This is a genomic window from Acinetobacter sp. ANC 5414 (assembly GCF_013004295.1).
In the GTDB taxonomy this organism is placed as follows: Bacteria; Pseudomonadota; Gammaproteobacteria; order Pseudomonadales; family Moraxellaceae; genus Acinetobacter.
The window spans coordinates 105,446-127,875 of the sequence record NZ_JABERM010000001.1 but is presented as its reverse complement, the minus strand read 5'-3'; the positions used below and the strand labels follow the sequence as shown (position 1 = coordinate 127,875).

Here is a 22,430-nt window from a genome sequence, read left to right as displayed (position 1 = left end):
GATAACCAAGTGTCTATATCAATTTAGCAGATGAGTAAGTCTTTGAATATTAAAAAAGCATCTTTTTTAAATTTTGGCTTTTGGTGCAGCTTTGAACGCGGCTGGGGATTTTTTAAAATCGGTAATGGCTTTGTCAATCACAATGATTTTCAGTTGGGTGGCTTTTTCACCTTCCAGAATCGACTGATTACTGGCTTTTAAATCCAGCGTGCCTAAATGTCCCACTTTAGGTTGAATTACTACAGTCGCTTGACTGAGTTCTTCATTAATACTTTGCTGTCCCATAATATTAATGGTCTGATCCAGCAAGCCCCACATATTCAGGGGTTTGCCGCCGACTGGGCGTGCAGAAATATCCACTGCAATTACAATATCTGCGCCCATATCCTTGGCTGTTTTTACTGGAATCGGACTGACTAAACCACCATCGACATATTGTTTTCCACCAATCGTTGCAGGCACAAAGACATTCGGAATGCTGCATGAGGCACGAACCGCCTGACCTGCATTACCTTTAATAAATTCAGCTTTACGACCGGTGTCGAGGCGCGTTGCAACAGCAGCGAAACGAATCGGAAATTGTTCAATCGGTTTGTTGGCAATGTGCTTGTTGACATAGTTCTGCAATTTTTGACCTTGCACAATGCCTTGACTGTTTAAGGTTAAATCACGAATGTCAGATTCTTTTAACGTCAGGGCAATTTGCTGAAGTTGGTAAGGGGTTTTGCCACTAGCATAAATACTGCCAACAAAGCTCCCGGCACTGGTGCCGGTGACAATTTTCGGTTTGATGCCATGTGATTCTAAAACTTTCAGCACTCCAATATGGGCAAATCCTTTGGCTCCGCCACCCCCTAGAGCAATGGCAACTACTGGTTCACGTGCTTTTATGGTTGTTGTTTGTGGGGAGGTTTTAGTGGCTTTATCACAGCCAACCAGACTAAATGCAAGCAGACCAATGAAAGAGTATTGCACAAATTTCATATTTGAAATTGGATACCAAATAGACAAAAGTGCACACATGACAGCAGATAATGCTTAATTTGGCTAGCTGTTTTTTATACGATTTTGTAATGGTTTGGCCAACCACTGTGGATTTTTCGGAGAAAATTTTCCTACGTACTGGTTCAATATCTGTTCCAAATCTTGTTCATAATTCCCTGTCGGTTGAAATACGCCTAGGCAATAAAGGGTTTTATGGTCGTAATCAAAAGAAAACATCACGATCGGGAGCTTGGCACCCACGGCAATACGGTAAAAACCGCTTCTAAACGACTCTGCCTGTTTGCGCGTTCCTTCAGGTGCCATGCCGACCCAGATCTGCTCTTGAGTATCAATGAAGTTGATAATTTGCTGAGTGGTACCTTGTTGAATACTGCGATTGACCGGAATCACGCCAATCCATTCCAGTAAGGGTTTCAGCGGGGTTTTAAATAACGTATGTTTGCCAAAAATGGTAATTTTAATGCCCAGTCCAAGCAGGGCGGTAAAACCATGCCAAGCATCTATATTGGATGTATGGGGGGAAATAATCGCCACCGCTTTAGGCAGGTTGGGAAATTCACCTTCAAAACTCCAGCCTTGGGCAAGAAATAATTTTTTGAAAATAGTTCGGCTCAAGCTGCTACCGCGAGAAGGCACTTGATCGGGCAATGTTGGGAAATGTGCTGACATGATTTTATCGGCCTCCCTGACAAAAGTTTATTGCATTTTAATAATGTTAAGCTTTTGTTAAATAAGATTCATTGGCAAAATGTAAACTCCAATTCAGCTTGCTTGATAAAAATAATCAATCCGGTTTTGATCATAAGGGCACACTATGCCGAGTACACGTAACATTTATATCTTGTTGTTCTCTTTATATTGGGCGCAAGGTTTACCTGTTGGTTTTATGACCCATGCCTTACCTGTGATTTTACGTGCCCAAGGGGTGTCACTGGCACAGATTGGCGGCTTTGGATTATTGATGTTGCCATGGTCGATTAAGATTTTTTGGGCGCCGTGGGTGGATCGTTTTGGCTGTTCAGCATTTGGACATTACCGGAGCTGGATTGTTCCGACTCAGTTATTGAGTGTGGTGGTACTCATTGGTTTATCATTCCTACCGATCCAGGCTTTAAATCAGCCCGAATATTTACTGGCTTTTTTTGTGGCTTTACTGAGCATGAATTTAGTTGGTGCTACCCAAGATATTGCCACCGATGGCTTAGCCGTCAATATTCTTAAAAATGAACAGCAGCATTGGGGCAATACTTTTCAGGTGATTGGTTCACGGCTGGGTTTTATTGTCGGTGGTGGCGCGATTTTATGGGCACTGGACTGGCTGGATTGGCAAATCACTTTTTTAGTTTTGGCAGGGCTGGTTCTTCTAAATACATTACCAATTCTGTTTTTTAAAGAACCTGCGCGATTCCAGCATATTCAGCAAGCGACTGAGAAAGAAGTATTTAGCTGGAGCAAAGTAAAAAGTTATCTGGCTTATTTTTATCAAAGCCGTAGTTTGGCTTTATGGTTAGGTGTGCTGATCACTTTTAAAATTGCTGATGGTTTAGCAGGTCCTTTACTGAAACCGTTAATGGTGGATATGGGACTGACATTTTCCCAAATTGGCATCTATGTAACCATGCTTGGGGCATTAGCGGCTTTAATCGGAGCAGGACTTGCTGGACTAAGTCTGAAGTATATTTCTCGTGCCAATGCGCTATTGATTTTTTCTGTATTGAAAATTTTTAGCTTAGCTGCATACGCATGGCTGGCTTTTCAATATGAGGCACAACAGCTAGTCATGCCGTGGGTTATTTATTTGATTAATGCCGCTGAAGACATGATTTCAGCCATGTTATTGGTGGTGATGCTGACATTGGTAATGCAATACAGTCGCAAACATCTGGCAGGGACAGATTTTACTTTTCAGGTAGCGCTGATGGCGACGGTGAGTGGCGGGCTATATAGCCTAAGTGGAATATTGGGAGATCTTTTGGGTTATGCAGATTATTTAGCCTTCATCACTTTGGTTGCAGTGATTTGTTTATTGCCTGTTCTTAAATGGAAAGCCAGCCTGTAATAATGCAATAAAAGCTTTTTAATTCAATTAAATATCTATTTAAAATCTAAGGAATAAAAAAGATAACTAAATAAAATCTAAATCATTTTTTAAAATATTTCTAAACAGTAACATCTGTTACAAAATAGCTTAGGGGTATTTAAAAATGAAAACCAAAATTGCAGCAGCAATTACTTTAACTCTACTTGCAGGCTCTACTTTTGCCGCGCCAACCTTCTATGGGGAAATCGATGCTTCTATCGATTATTTACCTGAAGACAATAGATCAGGTTTTTCTGATAAAGATGTCGTTGAAGTAAGTTCAAACAGCTCATTCGTTGGTTTAAAAGGTGATGAGAAGCTGACTGATCGCTTAAGCGCCGTGTATGCGATTGAATGGAGCATTAGCGCAGATGGCGACTCTACCGACTTAGGTGTACGTAACCGTTTTGTGGGTTTAAAAGATGCTCAGCTCGGTACTTTAAAAGTGGGTGCACATGACACTCCCTTGAAACAACTTTCAAGCTCAGTTGATACCTTTAACAACTACGTAGCCAATAAAGCCGATGTTACTGGCATTATGACCGGTGAAAATCGTATTTCTAATGCAGTGATTTATGAATCTCCAGCAATTGCCTTGTCTACAGGTACAATTAAAGTGAACGCTTTATTGGCTTCTGGTGAAGATTCAGGTATTGCGAAAGGCAATGGCTCATCTAAGACTGCAGGTCGTGGCTTAGGTGATGCATGGTCTGCATCTGTTGTTTATGACAGCCCAGTGGTTGTAGCAGGTATTGCTTATGACAAAGCGATCCCAAGCAACTTCTTAGGTCGCGGCTTTGTTAATACTACTGCACCAGAAGTTGCAGGTGGTAGTTTACTTGCCGCTGCAAATACCATTCGTGCGATTGGTCGTGTGAATTTAGATGGTGGTTTAGCGCTTAAAGCTTTGTATCAAACATCTGAAGTAGAACAAGTGACCGGTAATGAGCCTGCTGCTGCCAATATTGATGATGCTCAAGGCTGGTTGTTAGGTGCTGAATATAATCTTCCTACTGCGAAAGCCTGGACTGTAAAAGCACAATATAGCCAAAATACAACCAGTTTTAAAAATGCAACAGCAGATTTAGAAGCGAAGCAAATTTTTGTTGGTGCAGATTATGCATTTAACAAACAAGTGAAAGCTTATGGTTATGCAGGTTATTTGACCCTTGAACAAGGTTCTAATGAAACCAAACAACCCGTTGTAGGTACAGGTTTGGAATATAAGTTCTAATCAACGGTTACTTTTAGTTAATTAAAAGGCGATGGCGACATCGCCTTTTTTATTATTTTCTTTTATTAAGTGAGTTTTAAGTTTTGTATTTTAGATTAAGATATCAGTAAAAATCTTAGTCAGCAATCATGTCAAATATAATCAGTCTAATACGCAATAAGATAAAGCCGATTTCATTAAGCCAGTTTAATTTATTGCTGGCGATTTGGTTGGGTGTGGTTTTGAACTTTGCTTTTTTTCAAAAAATACAAAGCTTGACTCCGTATCAAGGTCCTAAAGCCTACTTGTTTTTAATCGCGACTGTATTGGTGATTGTTGCAGCTTATAACTTCATTTTTCAACTGATCCAATGGAAATGGAATGCAAAAATCTTTGCCTATGTATTAATTTTCATTGGCGGTTTTACTGCATATTTTGTGAATAGTCTGGGTGTGGTGATTTCGCCTGAACAAGTTCAGAATATGATGCAAACTGATGCGCGTGAAGTCAGGGGCTTATTGTCTTTACGCTATATTTTATGGACATTGGTCTTTGTGATCTTCCCGCTCATTTTGGTTGCTTTGGTTCGTATCAAGCCTGAATTTTTCTTACCGAAAGTCACTAAAAAATTCATTAATAGCAGCATTTCATTGTTATTGGTGGGTGGATTGTTATTTCTCTTTTATGTGGACTATGCCGCGATTTTTCGTGAACATCGCTATTTAAAAGGCATGATTTCTCCACAAAATACCATCGCATCGACACTCTCTTATTATCATAAATCAAAACCTGTGCAGAATTTGCCTTTAGTCACTTATGGTGAAGATGCGCATTTGCTTCAGCCCGCGGCTAAGCAAAATAAACCAAAATTGATGGTCTTGGTGGTGGGTGAAACAGCACGTGCAGAAAGTTTTTCTTTAAATGGCTATGCCAAAAATACCAACCCTGAACTCTCTAAACTGGATATTATTAATTTTAATCAGGTGAGTTCATGTGGTACGGCAACAGCGGTTTCGGTACCTTGCATGTTCTCTGGTATGCCACGTTCAGATTATGATGAACAGCTTGCCAGTCACCGTGAAGGAATGCTCGATATTGCACAGCGAGCAGGCTATAAAGTGACCTGGATTGACAATAATTCTGGCTGTAAAGGCACCTGTAACCGGGTGGAGCAATATCAAATTCCACAACAGTTAAAAGATAAATGGTGTGCGAAAGATGGTGATTGTTACGATGAAATTTTGGTAGATAGTTTAAAAACCTATCTTGCGGCTATTCCTGAAACTGACAAAACCCCGCGTTTAATTGTGCTCCATCAAATGGGCAGTCATGGACCAGCTTATTACCAGCGTGCAACTACTGCATTCCAACCGTTTAAACCCAGTTGTGATAGCAATGCGATTCAAGGCTGTAGCAGCACAGAATTATTGAATAGTTATGATAATTCGATTGTGTATACCGACCATGTTCTAAGCTCGCTGATTCAGGTATTAAAAGGCAATACCAGCTATCAAACTGGATTTTGGTATTTATCCGATCATGGTGAATCGACAGGGGAACATGGTTTATATTTACATGGTTCACCGTATGCAATCGCGCCAAGCCAACAAACCCATATTCCAATGTTGATGTGGTTTTCACCGGAATGGGCTCAACACAATTCTGCACAAATTACTTGCTTAACCAAGCAAAAAAGCAAAGAATTAAGCCAGGATAACTTGTTCCCAAGTCTGCTAAGTTTACTAGATGTTAAAACCCAAGTCATTGATGAACAAAATAATATGTTGCAGCAGTGTGAATCAAAAAAGAAAGCGTGAGTTTAAAGCATGACTAAAATATTAATGATTGAAGATGATTTTATGATTGCTGAATCCAGCATGACTTTGTTGAAATATCAGCAATTTGATGTGGAGTGGGTTAACAATGGGATTGATGGTTTAAAAAAACTGACCCAAGAAAAATTTGATATTGTCTTGCTCGACCTTGGTTTACCGATGATGGATGGTATGCAGGTGTTGAAACAAATTCGTCAGCAATGGTCAAATTTACCTGTTCTGATTATTTCTGCACGCGATCAATTACAAAACCGTGTCGAAGGCTTGAACAATGGGGCCGATGACTATTTGATTAAGCCCTATGAGTTTGATGAATTGGTGGCGCGCATTCATGCTTTGTTACGCCGTAGTGGTGCAGAATCCGCACTTCAAGACAGCCCACAAATCCTTCGTTATGGTGATTTGGTTCTGGATGTGGAGCAGCATATTGCCAAGTTTAAGGGACAATATATCGACATTTCCAATCGTGAATGGGCAATTTTGATTCCTTTAGTCAGTCATCCGAACAAGATTTTTTCTAAAGCCAATTTAGAAGATAAATTGTATGATCTGGATAGCGAAGTGAGCAGTAATACCATTGAAGTCTATGTCCATCATTTACGTGCCAAACTGGGTAAAGATTTTATTCGCACCATTCGCGGGTTAGGCTATCGACTCGGACAACTATAAGGTCAGCAACTGGTGCAATCACAGTATTCATTAAAAAAACGCCTGATCATTTATATTTCTGTTTTTAGTATTGCCTTGGGATGCTTGCTGATTTTTTCTACTTATCGGATTGCACTGGAAGAAATTAATGAAGTTTTAGATGCGCAGATGCAAAATTTGGCAGAACGCATCGCTGCGCATGATCCTGAACCGGTTGAAAGCCAGTTTGATCCATCCAAGCATTATCATGAAGAAGATTTATTTGTTGATGTCTGGGCTTATACCAATCAAGATCATAAAACGCATGATTTAGATTTGTTGATCCATCCTGTTCATAAAGCAGGATTTTACACCCATAAGACGGCACAAGACATTTGGCATACTTATGTTTTACCTTTAGAGCATTATCAGGTTCAGGTCAGCCAGCAGCAATCGACACGGCAGCGTTTGGCATTAGAGCTTGCCGCAAGTATGTTTATTCCTTACCTGCTGTTTATGCCTTTTGTGATTTGGGGTTTAAGCTGGATTATTAGCCGAAGTTTACAGCCACTCGATGATTTTAAAGCTGAATTGGCACAACGAGATTCAGACGAATTAAGCGCAATACAACTCATTGATTATCCTGTGGAAATTGTTCCAACCATTACTGAAATGAATCATTTGTTTGAGCGTATTTTACATTCGCAACAGGAACAGCGACAATTTATTGCCGATGCCGCACATGAATTACGCACGCCCATCACTGCATTAAATTTACAAATGCAAATTCTGTTAAAACAATTTCCAGAAGATCACAATTTACAGAATTTGAGTAAGGGATTAATCCGGATTCAACATCTGGTCAGCCAGTTACTCAATCTGGCTAAACAAGATGCTTCAATTTTGAATGTGGAAACCAAACAGCAATTTTTACTCAATCAGGTGGCAGTTAATTGCGTTGAACAGTTGATTCATTTAGCCATGCAAAAAGAAATTGATTTGGGCATGGAGCGACAAGAAGATGTTGTCTTACATAGCCAAGAATCAGCCGTTCATTCCATTATTTTTAATCTGATTGATAACGCAATTAAATACACACCGAATCAGGGCGTGATTAATGTTTCTGTATTTGAACAAAACGGTTTTGCCATGGTTCAAGTTGAAGATAGCGGGCCGGGGATTGCCCCCGAGTTGCATAAGCAGATTCTTAAGCGCTTTTATCGTATTCACCATCATTTAGAAATGGGTAGCGGTTTGGGACTTTCTATTGTCGATAAAGCCACGGAACGATTGGGTGGCAGCATCTCTTTTTCAAGGAGTGAAAGTCTGGGAGGTTTACAGGTGAATGTCCAATTGCCACTGGTCAAGCAGATTTAAAAATCCATCATTCCGGAGAAGATGGAGTAATTGTAAAACGCTTGTAGTTAAATAAATAAAAGACCACATTGACCAGCCAGATAATCCATGCCGTCCACAGGTTATGACTTAGAAAATGCGCTCCACGCATCATCTGTGCCCAACCCATGGCAAACCCTAAAATACAGCCCGAGACCAGAAAAAAGTAGGCGCGCTTTCTATTAGATTGGCGAAAGACAGCATAGCCTGCCATGAGTGCAAAGCCGGTTGAGGCATGACCACCCGGGAAACAATGTCCTTTGCTGGCGGAAAAATCCCAAAAGAAACCCTGAGAGGTGGGAATCGTGATATTCCAGGGGCAAGCGTGGGCGGATTGAGATTTTAACAATCCAATGATCGAGGTTGATAGAATGACCATGCAAAAGAAATAGCCATAGGTCCAGCGTAGCGGTTTTAATTTTTCAACTTTGAACGAAGCCAACCAGATAATAAAAAAACTGACATAGACCAAAATGATCAGATCTTTGACATAACGGTGATTCAGTTCGGCTAGATACCAGTTATCACGCAATAAAAATTTCCCCGATTCACTCACCCACGGATGAATAAGAGCTAGATCCAGTGATCCACCGATAGGAAAGAAGATCCAAAGCATGCAAAAACTGATGACCAAGAAGCAGCCTTGGTAGAGGAGGAAGCGTTGCTTGTCGTGCATAAAAAAGATCGATTGATTTTATTTGTGCCATTACAGCAACAAAAACTTAATTTAGACTTAAGCGATGGCTGAATAGGGGGCTAAACCCTTAGAAAATCTGGTGAGGATGCTGAATAACTTTGTGCCCAATCCTGATAAGCATATTCAGGAAACAGCATAATCATTCAGGTCTTCAATGCTACATTAGCCCACAAGATCTGTGAGGTATTAATATGACGATTCGTGCTGTTTTATTTGATCTGGATAATACCTTAACCCATCGTGATCAAAGTATTTTGGCATATAGCCAACATCTGGCTCGTACATATCAGCATCAATTACCGCAAGATGAGATCAGCCAGATTCAGTCGATTATTTGCCGTATTGATAATGGTGGCTACCCTAAAAAAGAGCTGTTAACCCATCCGAGTATTGCGGCTTCCGTGGCTTATGCTTTACAGCAAGAACTGACGTGGAAAAGTCTGCCGGACTTGGAAGAGTTATCACAATTCTGGTTTCAGCAATTTGGATTGTCTGCTGTTGCCATGCCAGGTGCGAATCACCTGTTAGAAGATTTAAAACAGCAGGGTTATAAACTGGCAGTCATTTCCAATGGTGGACATGCCACCCGTTTAACCATTTTGCAAGGCTTGGGTTTTAGCCATTATTTTGACGAAATTATCAGTTCTGAATTGGTCGGGATGAGTAAACCGAATCCTGAAATTTTTCTGCATACCAGCCGTCAATTGGATGTGGATCCGCAACATTGTCTTTTTATTGGTGATCATCCAGTCAATGATATACAAGGCGCAACCCAAGCGGGTATGAAGGCTTTGTGGCTGCAAGGTTTTCATGATGTTGAAGATCCTCAGTCGATGAATACTATTCAAAATTTAGCTGAAATTAAACAATATTTATAAGGTTCATTGTTACTTATCTATTATTAGAAATAGAACTGACATTTATATAGATAAAAAAAGCGACTCTTTCGAGTCGCGCTGAAAATCGTATTAAGTTTAAGATCAGGTTTAAGAATCAGGTTTAAAATTTAAGCCATTAAAACATGGTGTCTTCTGAATTGGCTGAGATTTTATGAATCGACAAATCCGCACCACGAAATTCATCTTCTTGGGATAAACGGATGCCCATGGTGATTTTGAGTGCACCGTAAACCAGAAAGCCGCCAGTAAGTGCAATCGAGATTGCAAGGAGTGTACCAATCATTTGCGAAATCATGGAAACATTGCCCAGACCGCCTAACCATTGTTGTCCGAAAACCCCCACGGCCAAGCCACCAAATGTACCGCATACGCCGTGCAAGGGCCAAACGCCCAAGACGTCATCGACTTTAAGTTTATTTTGCGTATAGGTAAAGAGTTTAACGAAGATCACGCCTGCAACTGCTCCAATTATAAGCGCTCCCACTGGATGCACCACATCAGAACCTGCACAAATCGCGACTAAACCCGCCAAAGGACCATTGTGTAAAAAGCCGGGGTCATTTTTGCCCATGAAGTTGGCAGCAATGGTTCCACCGACCATCGCCATGAGTGAGTTAATCGCAACCAGACCTGAAATAGCATCTAAACGCTGCGCGCTCATCACGTTAAAACCAAACCAGCCCACGATTAAGATCCATGAACCCAAAGCCAGAAACGGAATGGAAGAAGGTGGATGTGCGCTCACTCGACCATCTTTTTTATAACGGCCATAACGCGCACCAAGTAAAAGCACCGCCACTAAAGCCATCCATCCGCCCATCGCATGCACCACCACAGAACCGGCAAAGTCATGGAAACTTGCACCAAATGTGCTTGCTAACCATTTTTGCAATCCCAAATTGCCATTCCAGGCAATGCCTTCAAAGAAAGGATAGATCAAGGCGACCAATAACAAGGTGGCAATGGCTTGTGAACGCATTTTGGCACGTTCGGCAATACCGCCAGAAATAATGGCAGGAATGGCCGCAGCAAAAGTCAGCAGGAAGAAACAGCGCATCAGGTTATAGCCATGATCCGCAGCTAAGGTTGCGCCAATATGGAAAAAATGTTGTCCATAAGCAATGTAATAGCCAACAAAAAAGTAGGCAATGGCTGAAATGGAAAAATCAGTCAGAATTTTACTCAGTGCATTGACCTGGTTTTTATGTCGTACTGTGCCCAGCTCCAAAAATGCAAAACCTGCATGCATGGCTAAAACTAAAACTGCACCAAGAAGGAGAAAGAGTAAATCTATATTTTGCATATTTTAGCCCCATTTTAGTGCTGTTTTTCACAAAAAGAAGATCAGTATATCGAGGCCTAGGATTTGAGGAAGAGCTTTGAAAAAGGGAAATAGTGATAATTCATGCAAAAAAATGCTCAAGACTCGATATAAAGCAAAGCATGATTTTTAGATGCATTTCATGCACCAATTTAAGGCAAGAGATTTAAATTAAAGTATATATAAATATATGATTAGTAAATTAAATTTAGAATTTATAATTTTGTCTGTTTTTTCGGCTTTTTTCTCTAGCACTGAATAGTGGCAATGTTATTGATCTAAAATATTAAAAATAATTTAAAGATAAAATAAGCAATGCATTTTGATGAAGCAGTTTTAGCTGCTTTTATCATCAATTATGGTGCGTTTGGAAAAAATCGCTCTTATTTGAAATCTGCGAAATCTAAAGGAAAGATGAGCGCGATAAAAATAAAGTAGGGATAACTGAATTTCTTTAAAGCAAACAAGATGAATAATTAATCAATATGGGATACAAAACCTATAACGAAATGGTAGTTTTGGTTTTGCGTTCAACATGTTAACTCTAGAAGATAAGTCTTCATTTTATATTACATTTTAGGATTTAATGATGAAGCGGAGTATGCTTGCGGTAATGGCATTGGTTGGTTTTAATTATTCATTTGCAGCAGAAGGCACACAGTTTGACTGGGGGTATGCAAAAGAGACTGCACCCGCACAATGGGGCAAGATTAAGCCTGAATATCAAGCCTGCGAAGGAGTCAATCAAGCACCGATTAATATTGATCAAACCATATCGGCAAAACTACCGGCTTTAAAATTAAATTACAGTTCAAAAGCGGATACGATTATCAATAATCATCGGACCGTGCAAATTAATTTTGCCGAGGGCAACACCCTGGAATTAGATCATAAACTCTTTCATCTAAAACAATTTCATTTACATAGTCCAAGCGAAAATACCATTAAGGGCAAAAGCTTTGCCATGGAAATGCATTTGGTGCATGCCACTGAACAAGGCGAGTTAGCCGTTATTGCTGTGATGTTTGACGAAGGTCAGGAAAATAAAAAACTAAAACAACTCTGGAAAGAATTGCCGAAAAAAGCAGGCAATGCGGTACAGTTGAAACATCAAGATTTAGCCGCTGCCTTCCTACCTGAAAAATTAGATTATTATCGTTTTAATGGTTCGCTAACCACACCACCGTGTTCTGAGGGCGTACGCTGGGTTGTGCTTAAAGATATCCAGCAAGCTTCGAAACAACAAATCAAGGCATTTTCAAGTTTGCTGGAACATCCGAATAATCGTCCTGTACAGCCGACCAATGCACGCTTGGTGCTTGAATAATTTTTTCCCTATAAAAAAGCAGATCTTATGATCTGCTTTTTAAATACTTTCAGCTTTAATGCAAAATTTTATCCAGGAACTGCTGAGCGCGTTCGCCACGCTTCGTATTAAAGAATTCATCTTTAGTACAGTCTTCTACAATTTTCCCCTGATCCATAAAGATCACACGGTTCGCCACCTGACGCGCAAAGCCCATTTCATGCGTGACACACATCATGGTCATGCCTTCTTTGGCCAGTCCCACCATCACATCTAAAACTTCGGTAATCATTTCAGGATCAAGTGCGGAGGTTGGTTCATCAAACAGCATGGCAATAGGATCCATACTCAAGGCACGGGCAATGGCCACACGTTGTTGTTGTCCCCCGGAAAGTTGTGCAGGGAATTTATCCGCCTGAGCACTCAGTCCAACTCGCTCTAAATACGCCAAACCTTTTTTCTTGGCTTCGGCTTCAGAACGTCCCAAAACTTTAATTTGGGCAATGGTCAAGTTCTCGGTAATGGTTAAATGCGGAAACAGTTCAAAATGCTGAAATACCATGCCTACACGGCTGCGCAACTGGTTTAAATTAGTTTTCGGATCTTTAATCGAAATTCCATCGACCACAATATTGCCTTGCTGGAAGGCTTCCAGACCATTGACTGTTTTAATCAGGGTCGATTTCCCCGAACCAGAAGGACCACAAACCACCACAACTTCACCTTGGCGAATTTGCGTGCTGCAATCTGTGAGTACCTGAAATTTATCGTACCATTTACTCACGTTCTGAATGTCGATCATCACTTTGTTATCATTCATACGCGTAACCTTCTTTGTAATTTTTTAACCGCATACGTGGCCAAAAGACTAATGGTGAAATACACAAGCCCTGCAAATAAAATATACTGGGTCAGCAGCGACATCAGGTCACCCCGGACATAGTTGGTTCTGAAAAAGTCCAGTAAACCGATGGCATACACCATGGTTGAATCCTGAAATAAAATAATGGTTTGCTGTAATAGCAGGGGTGTCATTTTACGAAAGGCTTGCGGCAAGATAATGAGACGCATCGATTGTCCATAACTCATGCCTAAAGCCGAAGCTGCTGCCGATTGTCCACGCGGAATCGACTGAATGCCGGCACGCACAATTTCAGAAAAATAGGCTGCTTCAAATAGCATGAATGCCACAATACTGGATACCAAGGCGGTATCAATAGTCAGGTAATTTCCCGTGACTGCGGTATAAATAAAAGGCACCGCAAAGTAGAACCACATCAACACCAACAGTAAGGGAATGGAGCGAAATAGGTTCACATAGCCTTGTGCAATCCAGTTCAACACCTTAATGGAAGATAAACGCATTAAAGCCAAAATGGTGCCAATCAGAATACCACCTACAGTTGCAATACAGACCACTTTTAAAGTGATACTAAAGCCATGCCATAAGGCAGGACCAGAGAGTTGCAAGTCATTTAAAAATGCAGAGAGCCATTCCATTATTTACCTCCTGCAATTAAACCGGGCACATGTAAGCGTCTTTCCAGCAGGGTCATTGCCGAGATTAAACAGACGTTAATCACAATGAAAATCACGGTCACAATGGTGTAAATCTCGATGGTATTTTGCGTGTATTCACTGATGGTTTTCATCTGGGAAATAATTTCTGCCACTCCCACCAGTGAAGCAACCGAGGTGTTTTTTACACAGTTGGTCAGCTCTGAACTGAGCGGCGGCAAAATGGTCCGAAAAGACTGCGGTAAAATAACGTAGCGATAGAGCTGGGCAGTACTAAAACCCATGGCATAACCGGCATTCACCTGTCCGACCGGCAAGGCTTCAATTCCGGTACGCACCTGTTCACACACCCGTGCAGCGGTAAATAAACCCAAACCAACACTGGCTGAGATCAGCGCTGTAGTATTGGCACCTAGGTCATTGATCCACCAGTCTCGAATAGCTGATGGCAAAAAGTTGGGAACCACATAAAACCAGATAAATAATTGAATCAGCAACGGTACATTTCGGAAAATAGTGACATAAGCGGTACCAATCGCACGTGCAGTCTTATTCGGTAAAGTCCGCATGATGCCCAGAATACTGCCCAAAACCATGGCAATGCTCCACGCGACTAGGGCAATCACCAACAACCAGCCCAGACCCACTAAAACCCATTGCAAATAGGTACTATCACCGACTCCTGTGGATTGCCACAAAACACTCCAATTCCAACTATAATTCATAGTGACTCCACCGAAGAATCAGGTAAAAATCCACGTTTACCTGATCTTGAAAGTATGTTGTTTTAAAGTTTATTGATCGCGATCGTGCGGTGTAGCGATTAACGCTTTAAGCTGATCTGACATTTTGAAGTTTAGATTAATGTTTTTTGGTGGAATCGGCTGCTGGAACCATTTCTGGTACATTTTATTGATTTCACCGGAACTATAAGTGGCTTTAATCGCATCATCGACCACTTGTTTAAAGCCCGTGTCGCCTTTACGCAGCATACAGCCATAAATTTCGTGAATTGGTGCAGTGCCGACAATTTCCCACTTGTTTGGATCAGCGGCTTTAGATTTTTCACCTGCCAGCAAAATATCATCCATCATAAAGGCAGCGGCACGTCCGTTTTGTAGCATCAAGAATGATTCTGCATGGTCTTTGGCTGAAATAATTTCACCAATCCCAAGTTCCTGCTGATGCTGGCGGATATAACGTTCAGACGTTGTTCCGGCTGTAGTGACCAGTTTTTTACCTTTCAGGTCAGTAAAATCTTTCACCCCTGAATCTTTAGCGGTAAGCAGGCGAGAACCGACTTCAAAGAAACCCACAGAGAAATCGACTTGTTGCTGACGTTCCTTGTTATTGGTGGTTGAGCCACATTCCAAATCGACTGTGCCATTTGAAACCAAAGGAATACGGTTTTGACTGGTCACCAGGTTATAGCGAATTTTTAAGTCCGGCATATTCAGTTTTTGTTTAACAGCCTCGACCACTTTTAATTGCAGGTCATGGGCATAACCGACCGGTTGATTTGGATTGTCTGCAATATAAGAGAACGGAATAGAAGAATCGCGATAGCCCAATACAATGGTGCCGGATTTTTTAATCTTATCCAGCGTGCCGGAGGTCGTTGCATCGCCAGTGGTTTTTTCGCCCGATGTTGGAGCTTTATTGTCGCTACAAGCGCTTAGTCCAAGCATCAGTGCGCTTGCACAAAGTAAAGAGGTCATAGTGCGTTTAGGTGACATATTGAAAACTCCATTTCTATTATTAATCATCATTTGTTTTGGATTTAAACCGATGATTCATTCATCAGCTTGAGATAACAAATGACACTTTTTGTTGCGTTTATTTTTAATCTTGGCTTTCATCTTAATCGAGTTTCTATTCAAGGCTCAAGCAGGATTTTTTACCGTTTTGTTAATGATAAATGTTGAGGAAATAACCAGTTTTTAGTCAAAACTCCGTATAACAACTGACTTTAACTACAGCAGGAAGCATGCCAGAGGAAGTTTATAATTGAGACTTACGACTAAAATTTAAGGTAGCTTAATTTAAACAAAAGATACAACTATTTAGATCACTTGGAAATTTATCTTAATATCTGACTATTGAGTGCTTTGGCCCAATGACAAGATTGGCAACGTGAACATTGCTGATCTGGCTTGGAAATATAATCGACATAACCGCAATGCATGCAGGCATAGTAGGTTTCCGGTTCTACTTGAGTGGTTTGCTGATACTGTTTGGGGAAAAGGGGGAGACCGTAACGAATTTCATCGGGCTTAAACAACAAAATACTAAAGTTACCGTCGGTTTCCAGCAAGCCAGCACGCACCTGACCCAAATGTTCGATGCCTTGCTGACGCATTTCCGCGAAGAATTCATCATGCGACATTTTGCCGCGTTTAATCTTGTCCAGTACCAGCATGCCGTCTTCCACAATATAGAGCGACTTTCCTTCGATTAAGTCTTCAAAAGGTTGGTATTTCATCATCAGCCAGGTGGTTAGGCGGTAAAGTGTGATCACAATACTCATGATCAGCAGGGCTTGAATCAGCGGCAGGTCTTCGGTGAACATCGGGTCACCGGCAATGGAACCGAGAGATAAAATAATCGCCAGCTCAAAAATGGAGAGTTGCCGAATACCCCGTTTACCGGTTAAGCGCAGAAAGATCATGATCATGCTAAACATGAGCACTACGCGTATGGTGATTTCTGCGGCAAATGTCCAGGTGGTGTCATGAATAAAGAGAGTTGCCCAATCCATGGATGTCATTCCTTTCTATTATTCGTTTATTCATCTTTTTATACTATGCCCGAGTAAAGCGGGGCGTATGTTTATAATTCGGTAAAGAACTGCCAGTATTTGAGTAACTTAGTTCATTTAAAATAACCGTTATTACCCAATAAAAAATGAATCATCCCATAACTAAATGGACCCTTTTAACTCTTGCCTCGCTTTAGATTACTTGCTGTTATCTGTCATTGGGTCAGGAATATTGCTATAGTTTTTCTTTTGCTTTTTGCCTCGCTATGTCTTTCGATTTAAAAACCACTGTTCAGCCAGATGCAGAGCTTTCGCCACAACAAAAAAAGCTGAATCGCCTGATTGAAAAAATTGAACAGCAAAAAATAGACTTGGCAACTTGGGAAAAAGCTCAAGCCGACATTCAACAACATGCACGTAAAACCCTGGTGCCAGTTTATAACGAATTACACACTGTATTGTTTCAGCAGCTTGAACAGTTATGGCAACACTTACATGGTGGTGACTTTTCAAAAGCAGAAATCTTGCAGCTTGATGAAAAAATCCAACACCTTGCAGCATACTTAAAAGAATCAAAAGCTTTGTCAGCGCAACAAGCCAATACAATCGAAGAAATTGATATCTTTTACCAGCAACATACAGCACATACAAAAGCAAAGAAAACCAAGAAAAAGCCTTTCGTTGAAACAGATTTTGTGTCTGAAAGCGCTGAATCAGATGAAGATGAAACAGCATTTGATAGCTTCGATAATTGGGGCAATACAAAGCACGAACAGCAACGTGAATACGCAAAACTCAAAAAACAGCAAGAGAAACGCGAGCAAGCTCAGAAAATGGCAGAGCAGTCTTTAAAAACTGTGTATTTGAAAATTGCGTCGAGTATTCACCCTGACCGTGAACAGGATGAAAGCAAAAAACTTGAAAAAACTGAAATGTTGCAACATGCCAATGCTGCTTACGAGAAGCAGGATTTGTTCTATTTGCTGAAACTGCAAATCCAGATTGAGCAAAACCGAGGTGCTTCACAAAAGGGTTTAAGCGCCGAGCAAGTGAAGTTCTATAAATTGGCTTTAGATGCACAAAGTCAAAAACTTGATGATGAAATAAATGAAATTATTGATTCATTGGTTTGGTCAGAGAATGCCAAAATTGCAGTGAAAAAGTCCAAAGGTAAACTGCAAATTAATGACTTGTATAAACAAATTGATGCAGATACTTCGGCTTTAAAGCAGCAGGTAAAATGGGAAAAAGAACGGCTTAAATATATGAGTCGAGTGAAAGGGTTGGAGATGTTGTTGGAGAATGGGGCGCTTTAATGCTTTTCTCCCTCTCCCTTTGGGAGAGGGCTGGGGAGAGGGAAAGAGTTGATATATTCTTATATTCACCTCTCCCTAACCCTCTCCTGAGAGGAGAGGGAACTTCTTTGTGTATCATATAATTAGAATAAATCTTATAAGAAAATAAAAATGAAAATAGATCCCCAACTATTAGAATTCGCCAAATCCATGCGCCAATCCACCACCGATGCAGAACATTTGATGTGGCAAGTTCTTCGAGCCAAGCACTTTATGAACTTAAAATTTCGCCGTCAGCATATAGTTGCGCCGTATATTGTGGACTTTTACTATCATGAGCTTAGTTTGGTGATTGAGTTAGATGGCAGTCATCATGGTACTAATGATGCGATTGAATATGACGCCGAGCGCACCAAGTTTTTAGAGGCATTAGATTTGAAGGTGGCGCGGTATTGGAATCATGAGGTGTTGGGGCAGACGGATGTGGTTTTGGAGGATTTGTGGAAGATTTGTTTTGAGCTAAAACAGACCTCTCCCTAACCCTCTCCTAAAAGGAGAGGGAACTTTCATTGCGTATCAAATAACAAGTTAATTCATAAAGGTTACTCCCTCTCCCTATGGGAGAGGGTCGGGGTGAGGGTAAAGAGTAAAATGAAGATTTTCCTATATATGGTGTTTCTATTTTTGGAGTGATCTATATGTAGTGTTTTTATGTGACAACTTGCTGAAGGATTCATATTATCAATACTTAAAATAAAAAAGGTCTAGATATGAGTATATTGAGTTGGGATGATTTTGAGGACGATAGTGACTCCTTATCATTTGATAGAGATAATCAGTTGAAACTCGGATTAAATGTGCTGGCAGAAGTTTTTTCTTGTTTAGGGAATACTCAACGTCGTAGAACTATCTTTGCTCATTTCCAAAACAGGTATCATCAACTTCTCTCAAAAATTGGTATTTTAGTGGATTTAGATAAATTTCTTTATCATTATATAAATCGAGAAGTTTCTAAATTATTTTCAAAATCTCCCGATGATAGTAAATTTAGTAGTTTACAATTTTTTTATAAAATAATTCTCTTAGTAGCTTTGCCAATTTTATTTATAACAACTCGTAATTTCTCCATTCAAAAGAATCTCTCCATCTCTGCTTGAGCATTCCATTATGACCAAACTGTATGCATTTACACGTTTGGGACATATCATTGAAGAACTCAAACGTGTAGTCCAAAATTCTATTTATAAGGTAAAGAATTTATGGCTAGACGTAAAAAGTCAAAAGCTAAAAAACGGCATAAAATTGTCAAGCAGCAGCCAATCATTATAATTAATGAAGCGCCTAAAGGTTCACCTTTTTGGGCAGTGCTATTAGTTCCGATATTTGCTTGGATAAAAGAAATTATCCAAAAATTTTGGGGCTAAAAAAATCCCCCTCAAATTTGAAGGGGATTTTAGATTAAATATTATTCAAAAAAAACAATTAAAGCACCGCAATCTGCTCCATATTCGCTTTAATCTTCGCTAACTGATCAGCAAATTCAGCAAGTTTCACTTTCTCGCCTTCAACCACAGCAGCAGGTGCTTTTGCCACAAAACCTTCATTCGAAAGTTTTCCTGCAATTTGGTCATGCTGCTTTTGAACTTTATCAAAGTCTTTCTGCAAACGACCCAATTCCGCTTTAGGATCAATTAAACCCTTCATTGGAACAAATACAGAGGCGTGACCCACAACTGATGAAGACGACAATGGTGGTTGTTCGCCATCTTCCAAGTAAGTGATGCTTTCCACTTTCGCCAATGCTTTAAACAACGGTTCGATACGTGAAATTTGCGCCACTTCAGCATCAGTGATGTTTTGCATCAATACTGGAAGTAAACGTGCATTACCTAAGCCCATTTCGCCACGGATGTTACGTACTGCACCAATCAAACCTTGCAGCCAATGCATATCTGCTTCAGCTTGGTCATTAATCAACGCTTGATCCGCAACAGGGTAAGCCGCAGTCATAATGGTTTCGCCGCCCAAACCAATCATTGGTGCAAGGGTCTGCCAAATTTCTTCAGTCAAATACGGCATGATTGGATGCGCAAGACGTAAAGATGCTTCCATCACCGCAAGAAGAACACGACGAACTTCCGCTTTACGTTCTTCAGAGACATTTTCATCATTCAGAACTGGCTTGGTCAGCTCGACATACCAGTCACAGTATTCATTCCAGATGAACTCGTAAATTGCTTGCGCAGCCAAGTCTAAACGGTAAGTGGCAAAGGCTTGTTGAACTGCAAGTTCCGCTTTTTGTAAACGGCTCACGATCCATTGTTCAGGCAATTCCCAAAGATCAGGACGTGCAGTTTGACCCACAGTTTGACCTTCAACGTTCATCAGAACGAAACGAGTACCGTTCCAGATTTTGTTACAGAAGTTACGGTAGCCTTCAACACGTTTCATGTCGAACTTGATGTCACGACCCGTATTGGCAAGCGCACAGAACGTGAAACGAACCGCATCAGTACCGTAAGACTGAATGCCTTCCGGGAATTCTTTACGGGTCGATTTTTCAATCTTCGCCGCTTGTTTCGGGTTCATCAAACCTGTGGTACGTTTTTGTACCAAAGTTTCAAGGTCTACACCGTCAATCAAGTCTAAAGGATCAAGCACGTTACCCTTAGATTTAGACATTTTCTGACCTTCGCCATCACGTACCAAACCATGTACATACACAGTTTTAAACGGAACTTGCGGTGTGCCGTCTTCATTTTTCATGAAGTGCATGGTCATCATGATCATGCGGGCAACCCAGAAGAAGATGATGTCAAAACCGGTTACCAACACATCTGTTGGGTGGAAAGTATTGAGGAAGTAGTTTTCCGCATCTTTCTTGGCATCGCCAGTCCAACCTAAAGTTGAGAATGTCCAAAGACCAGACGAGAACCAGGTGTCCAGTACGTCTTCATCTTGTGTTAACTGAACATCTGCAGCAATGCCATTTTCTTCACGCACTTCCGCTTCGTTACGACCCACATAAACGTTGCCATCTACATCGTACCAAGCAGGAATACGGTGACCCCACCAGAGTTGACGTGAGATACACCAGTCTTGAATGTTGTTCATCCAAGCCATGTACATGTTGCTGTATTGCTCAGGCACAAATTTGATGTCGCCATCTTTAACCGCTTTAATTGCAGGCTCAGCAAGCGGTGCAATTTTTACATACCATTGATCGGTTAATAATGGTTCAACGATGACGCCTGAACGGTCACCGCGAGGTGCTTTCAAGTCGTAAGGTTGAATTTGATCTAACCAGCCTTCAGCTTCAGCTTGTTCAACCAGTTTTTTACGTGCAGCAAAACGTTCTAAACCAATGTAGTCTGCAGGCGCAGGAATGGTTTTAGAAATTTGTTCGCCGGCTTTGGCAATGTATTCAAACTCGGCCAACACTTCCGCATTTTTGTTGAAGATGTTGATGATTGGCAAGTTGCAACGTTTACCCACTTCATAGTCATTGAAGTCGTGTGCAGGGGTGATTTTTACACAGCCTGTACCGAAATCTTTTTCGACATATTCATCCGCAACCACAGGAACCAAACGACCTGAAATTGGAAGAACGATGTTTTTGCCGACAAGGTGTGCATAACGTTCATCTTCAGGGTGAACAGCAACAGCCGAGTCACCAAGCAAAGTTTCAGGACGCGTTGTCGCAACAACAAGGAAGTCATTGCCATCTTTGGTGCGAAGGTCTTTATCTTCAAAGAAATATTTAAAGTGCCAAAGTGAACCTTTTTCTTCTACTGATTCAACTTCAAGATCAGACAGGGCAGTTTGTAATTTAGGATCCCAGTTGACCAGGCGTTTACCACGGTAAATCAGACCTTCTTTATGTAAACGTACGAATACTTCTTTTACCGCGTTAGATAAACCATCATCCATGGTGAAGCGTTCACGTGACCAGTCTACAGAAGAACCGAGGCGACGAATTTGACGGGTAATGTTACCGCCAGACTGTTCTTTCCATTCCCAGACTTTTTCGATGAACTTTTCACGACCCAAGTCATGACGGCTGATATCTTGTGCTGCCAATTGCCGTTCAACCACCATCTGGGTTGCAATACCGGCATGGTCAGTCCCCGGTTGCCATAAGGTGTTTTTCCCAGACATACGGTTGTAACGGGTTAAGGCATCCATAATGGCATTGTTAAAACCATGACCCATGTGCAAGTTACCAGTGACGTTTGGTGGCGGAATCATGATACAGAATGAGTCGCCTTTTCGAGACGGCTTAAAGTAGCCGTTCTCTTCCCAGGTCTTGTACCATTTTTTCTCGATCTCGGTAGGATCGTATGTCGTAGCAATATTTTGCGCAGAATCAGTCATAGTCAGAACAGATCAAAAGTGAATAAAAAATTAGGACTATTGTAGCAAAAAAATTACGGAATGAGGCAGCTTCACCAAATGCAAACTTTATGCAATTGGCATACGCT

At 40.9% G+C, this 22,430-nt stretch carries 21 protein-coding genes; 11 read left to right on the top strand and 10 right to left on the bottom strand.

Features of this window, described 5'->3' with window-relative positions:
* Window positions 1-66 precede the first annotated feature (66 nt).
* Together HLH18_RS00655 and HLH18_RS00650 are read right to left on the bottom strand one after the other, a co-directional pair.
* A complete protein-coding gene (locus HLH18_RS00655; RefSeq protein ID WP_171545601.1) occupies window positions 67-984 on the bottom strand; it encodes a patatin-like phospholipase family protein in 918 nt (305 codons plus the stop codon).
* A 63-nt stretch (window positions 985-1,047) separates the two neighbouring features.
* Entirely contained in the window at window positions 1,048-1,674 is a 627-nt protein-coding gene (locus tag HLH18_RS00650; protein WP_171545434.1) for a 1-acyl-sn-glycerol-3-phosphate acyltransferase, read from the bottom strand.
* A 145-nt stretch (window positions 1,675-1,819) separates the two neighbouring features.
* On the opposite strand from HLH18_RS00650, the gene HLH18_RS00645 reads away from it, so the two are divergent.
* The 5 genes from HLH18_RS00645 (at window position 1,820) to HLH18_RS00625 (ending at window position 8,137) form a co-directional block, all read left to right on the top strand.
* Window positions 1,820-3,064 carry an MFS transporter gene (locus HLH18_RS00645; protein ID WP_171545433.1) on the top strand — a complete coding sequence of 415 codons (1,245 nt, stop codon included), beginning with the start codon at window positions 1,820-1,822 and terminating at the stop codon, window positions 3,062-3,064.
* A 145-nt stretch (window positions 3,065-3,209) separates the two neighbouring features.
* Window positions 3,210-4,319, top strand: a complete 1,110-nt coding sequence (locus HLH18_RS00640; RefSeq protein WP_171545432.1) for a porin — start codon at window positions 3,210-3,212, stop codon at window positions 4,317-4,319.
* A 128-nt stretch (window positions 4,320-4,447) separates the two neighbouring features.
* Window positions 4,448-6,115, top strand: a complete 1,668-nt coding sequence (locus tag HLH18_RS00635; protein ID WP_171545431.1) for a phosphoethanolamine transferase — start codon at window positions 4,448-4,450, stop codon at window positions 6,113-6,115.
* 9 nt (window positions 6,116-6,124) lie between these two features.
* Window positions 6,125-6,802 (top strand): response regulator transcription factor, encoded by a 678-nt coding sequence (locus HLH18_RS00630; RefSeq protein WP_171545430.1) that lies wholly within the window; start codon window positions 6,125-6,127, stop codon window positions 6,800-6,802.
* 12 nt (window positions 6,803-6,814) lie between these two features.
* A complete protein-coding gene (locus HLH18_RS00625; RefSeq protein WP_171545429.1) occupies window positions 6,815-8,137 on the top strand; it encodes a sensor histidine kinase in 1,323 nt (440 codons plus the stop codon).
* Between the two features lie 7 nt (window positions 8,138-8,144).
* On the opposite strand, the gene HLH18_RS00620 is transcribed toward HLH18_RS00625, so the two are convergent.
* Entirely contained in the window at window positions 8,145-8,831 is a 687-nt protein-coding gene (locus HLH18_RS00620) for a phosphatase PAP2 family protein (RefSeq protein WP_171545428.1), read from the bottom strand.
* A 212-nt stretch (window positions 8,832-9,043) separates the two neighbouring features.
* Here HLH18_RS00620 and HLH18_RS00615 point away from each other — a divergent pair, with 212 nt between their 5' ends.
* Entirely contained in the window at window positions 9,044-9,730 is a 687-nt protein-coding gene (locus tag HLH18_RS00615; protein ID WP_171545427.1) for an HAD family hydrolase, read from the top strand.
* A gap of 136 nt (window positions 9,731-9,866) precedes the next feature.
* Here the strand turns inward: HLH18_RS00615 and HLH18_RS00610 are convergent, their stop codons facing one another.
* On the bottom strand, window positions 9,867-11,054 hold the full coding sequence (locus tag HLH18_RS00610; RefSeq protein WP_171545426.1) for an ammonium transporter: 1,188 nt from the start codon (window positions 11,052-11,054) through the stop codon (window positions 9,867-9,869).
* A 607-nt stretch (window positions 11,055-11,661) separates the two neighbouring features.
* Between HLH18_RS00610 and HLH18_RS00605 the strand changes: the two genes are divergently transcribed.
* Window positions 11,662-12,399: a carbonic anhydrase gene (locus HLH18_RS00605; protein WP_171545425.1), complete on the top strand. Its 738-nt coding sequence runs from the start codon at window positions 11,662-11,664 to the stop codon at window positions 12,397-12,399.
* Between the two features lie 55 nt (window positions 12,400-12,454).
* Here HLH18_RS00605 and HLH18_RS00600 read toward each other — a convergent pair whose 3' ends face one another.
* The 5 genes from HLH18_RS00600 to HLH18_RS00580 all read right to left on the bottom strand — a co-directional run bounded on the left by HLH18_RS00600 (window position 12,455) and on the right by HLH18_RS00580 (window position 16,654).
* On the bottom strand, window positions 12,455-13,180 hold the full coding sequence (locus HLH18_RS00600) for an amino acid ABC transporter ATP-binding protein (RefSeq protein WP_171458806.1): 726 nt from the start codon (window positions 13,178-13,180) through the stop codon (window positions 12,455-12,457).
* Window positions 13,181-13,194: 14 nt separating this feature from the next.
* Entirely contained in the window at window positions 13,195-13,878 is a 684-nt protein-coding gene (locus HLH18_RS00595; protein WP_131290890.1) for an ABC transporter permease subunit, read from the bottom strand.
* Window positions 13,878-14,621: an amino acid ABC transporter permease gene (locus tag HLH18_RS00590; RefSeq protein WP_131290787.1), complete on the bottom strand. Its 744-nt coding sequence runs from the start codon at window positions 14,619-14,621 to the stop codon at window positions 13,878-13,880. Before HLH18_RS00590 ends, HLH18_RS00595 begins: the two co-directional genes overlap by 1 nt.
* Window positions 14,622-14,690: 69 nt before the next feature.
* On the bottom strand, window positions 14,691-15,632 hold the full coding sequence (locus tag HLH18_RS00585) for a transporter substrate-binding domain-containing protein (protein WP_171545424.1): 942 nt from the start codon (window positions 15,630-15,632) through the stop codon (window positions 14,691-14,693).
* Window positions 15,633-15,976: 344 nt separating this feature from the next.
* On the bottom strand, window positions 15,977-16,654 hold the full coding sequence (locus HLH18_RS00580; RefSeq protein WP_171545423.1) for a DUF421 domain-containing protein: 678 nt from the start codon (window positions 16,652-16,654) through the stop codon (window positions 15,977-15,979).
* 266 nt (window positions 16,655-16,920) lie between these two features.
* Between HLH18_RS00580 and HLH18_RS00575 the strand changes: the two genes are divergently transcribed.
* The 4 genes from HLH18_RS00575 to HLH18_RS00560 all read left to right on the top strand — a co-directional run bounded on the left by HLH18_RS00575 (window position 16,921) and on the right by HLH18_RS00560 (window position 19,373).
* Window positions 16,921-17,970 (top strand): molecular chaperone DnaJ, encoded by a 1,050-nt coding sequence (locus HLH18_RS00575; RefSeq protein WP_171545422.1) that lies wholly within the window; start codon window positions 16,921-16,923, stop codon window positions 17,968-17,970.
* A gap of 150 nt (window positions 17,971-18,120) precedes the next feature.
* A complete protein-coding gene (locus HLH18_RS00570) occupies window positions 18,121-18,489 on the top strand; it encodes an endonuclease domain-containing protein (protein ID WP_171545421.1) in 369 nt (122 codons plus the stop codon).
* Between the two features lie 230 nt (window positions 18,490-18,719).
* The gene (locus HLH18_RS00565; protein WP_171545420.1) at window positions 18,720-19,106 is read left to right on the top strand and encodes a hypothetical protein; all 387 of its coding nucleotides are present in this window, start codon (window positions 18,720-18,722) and stop codon (window positions 19,104-19,106) included.
* A 102-nt stretch (window positions 19,107-19,208) separates the two neighbouring features.
* On the top strand, window positions 19,209-19,373 hold the full coding sequence (locus HLH18_RS00560) for a hypothetical protein (protein WP_171545419.1): 165 nt from the start codon (window positions 19,209-19,211) through the stop codon (window positions 19,371-19,373).
* A gap of 58 nt (window positions 19,374-19,431) precedes the next feature.
* Here HLH18_RS00560 and HLH18_RS00555 read toward each other — a convergent pair whose 3' ends face one another.
* A complete protein-coding gene (locus tag HLH18_RS00555) occupies window positions 19,432-22,323 on the bottom strand; it encodes a valine--tRNA ligase (RefSeq protein ID WP_502708107.1) in 2,892 nt (963 codons plus the stop codon).
* Window positions 22,324-22,430 lie beyond the last annotated feature (107 nt).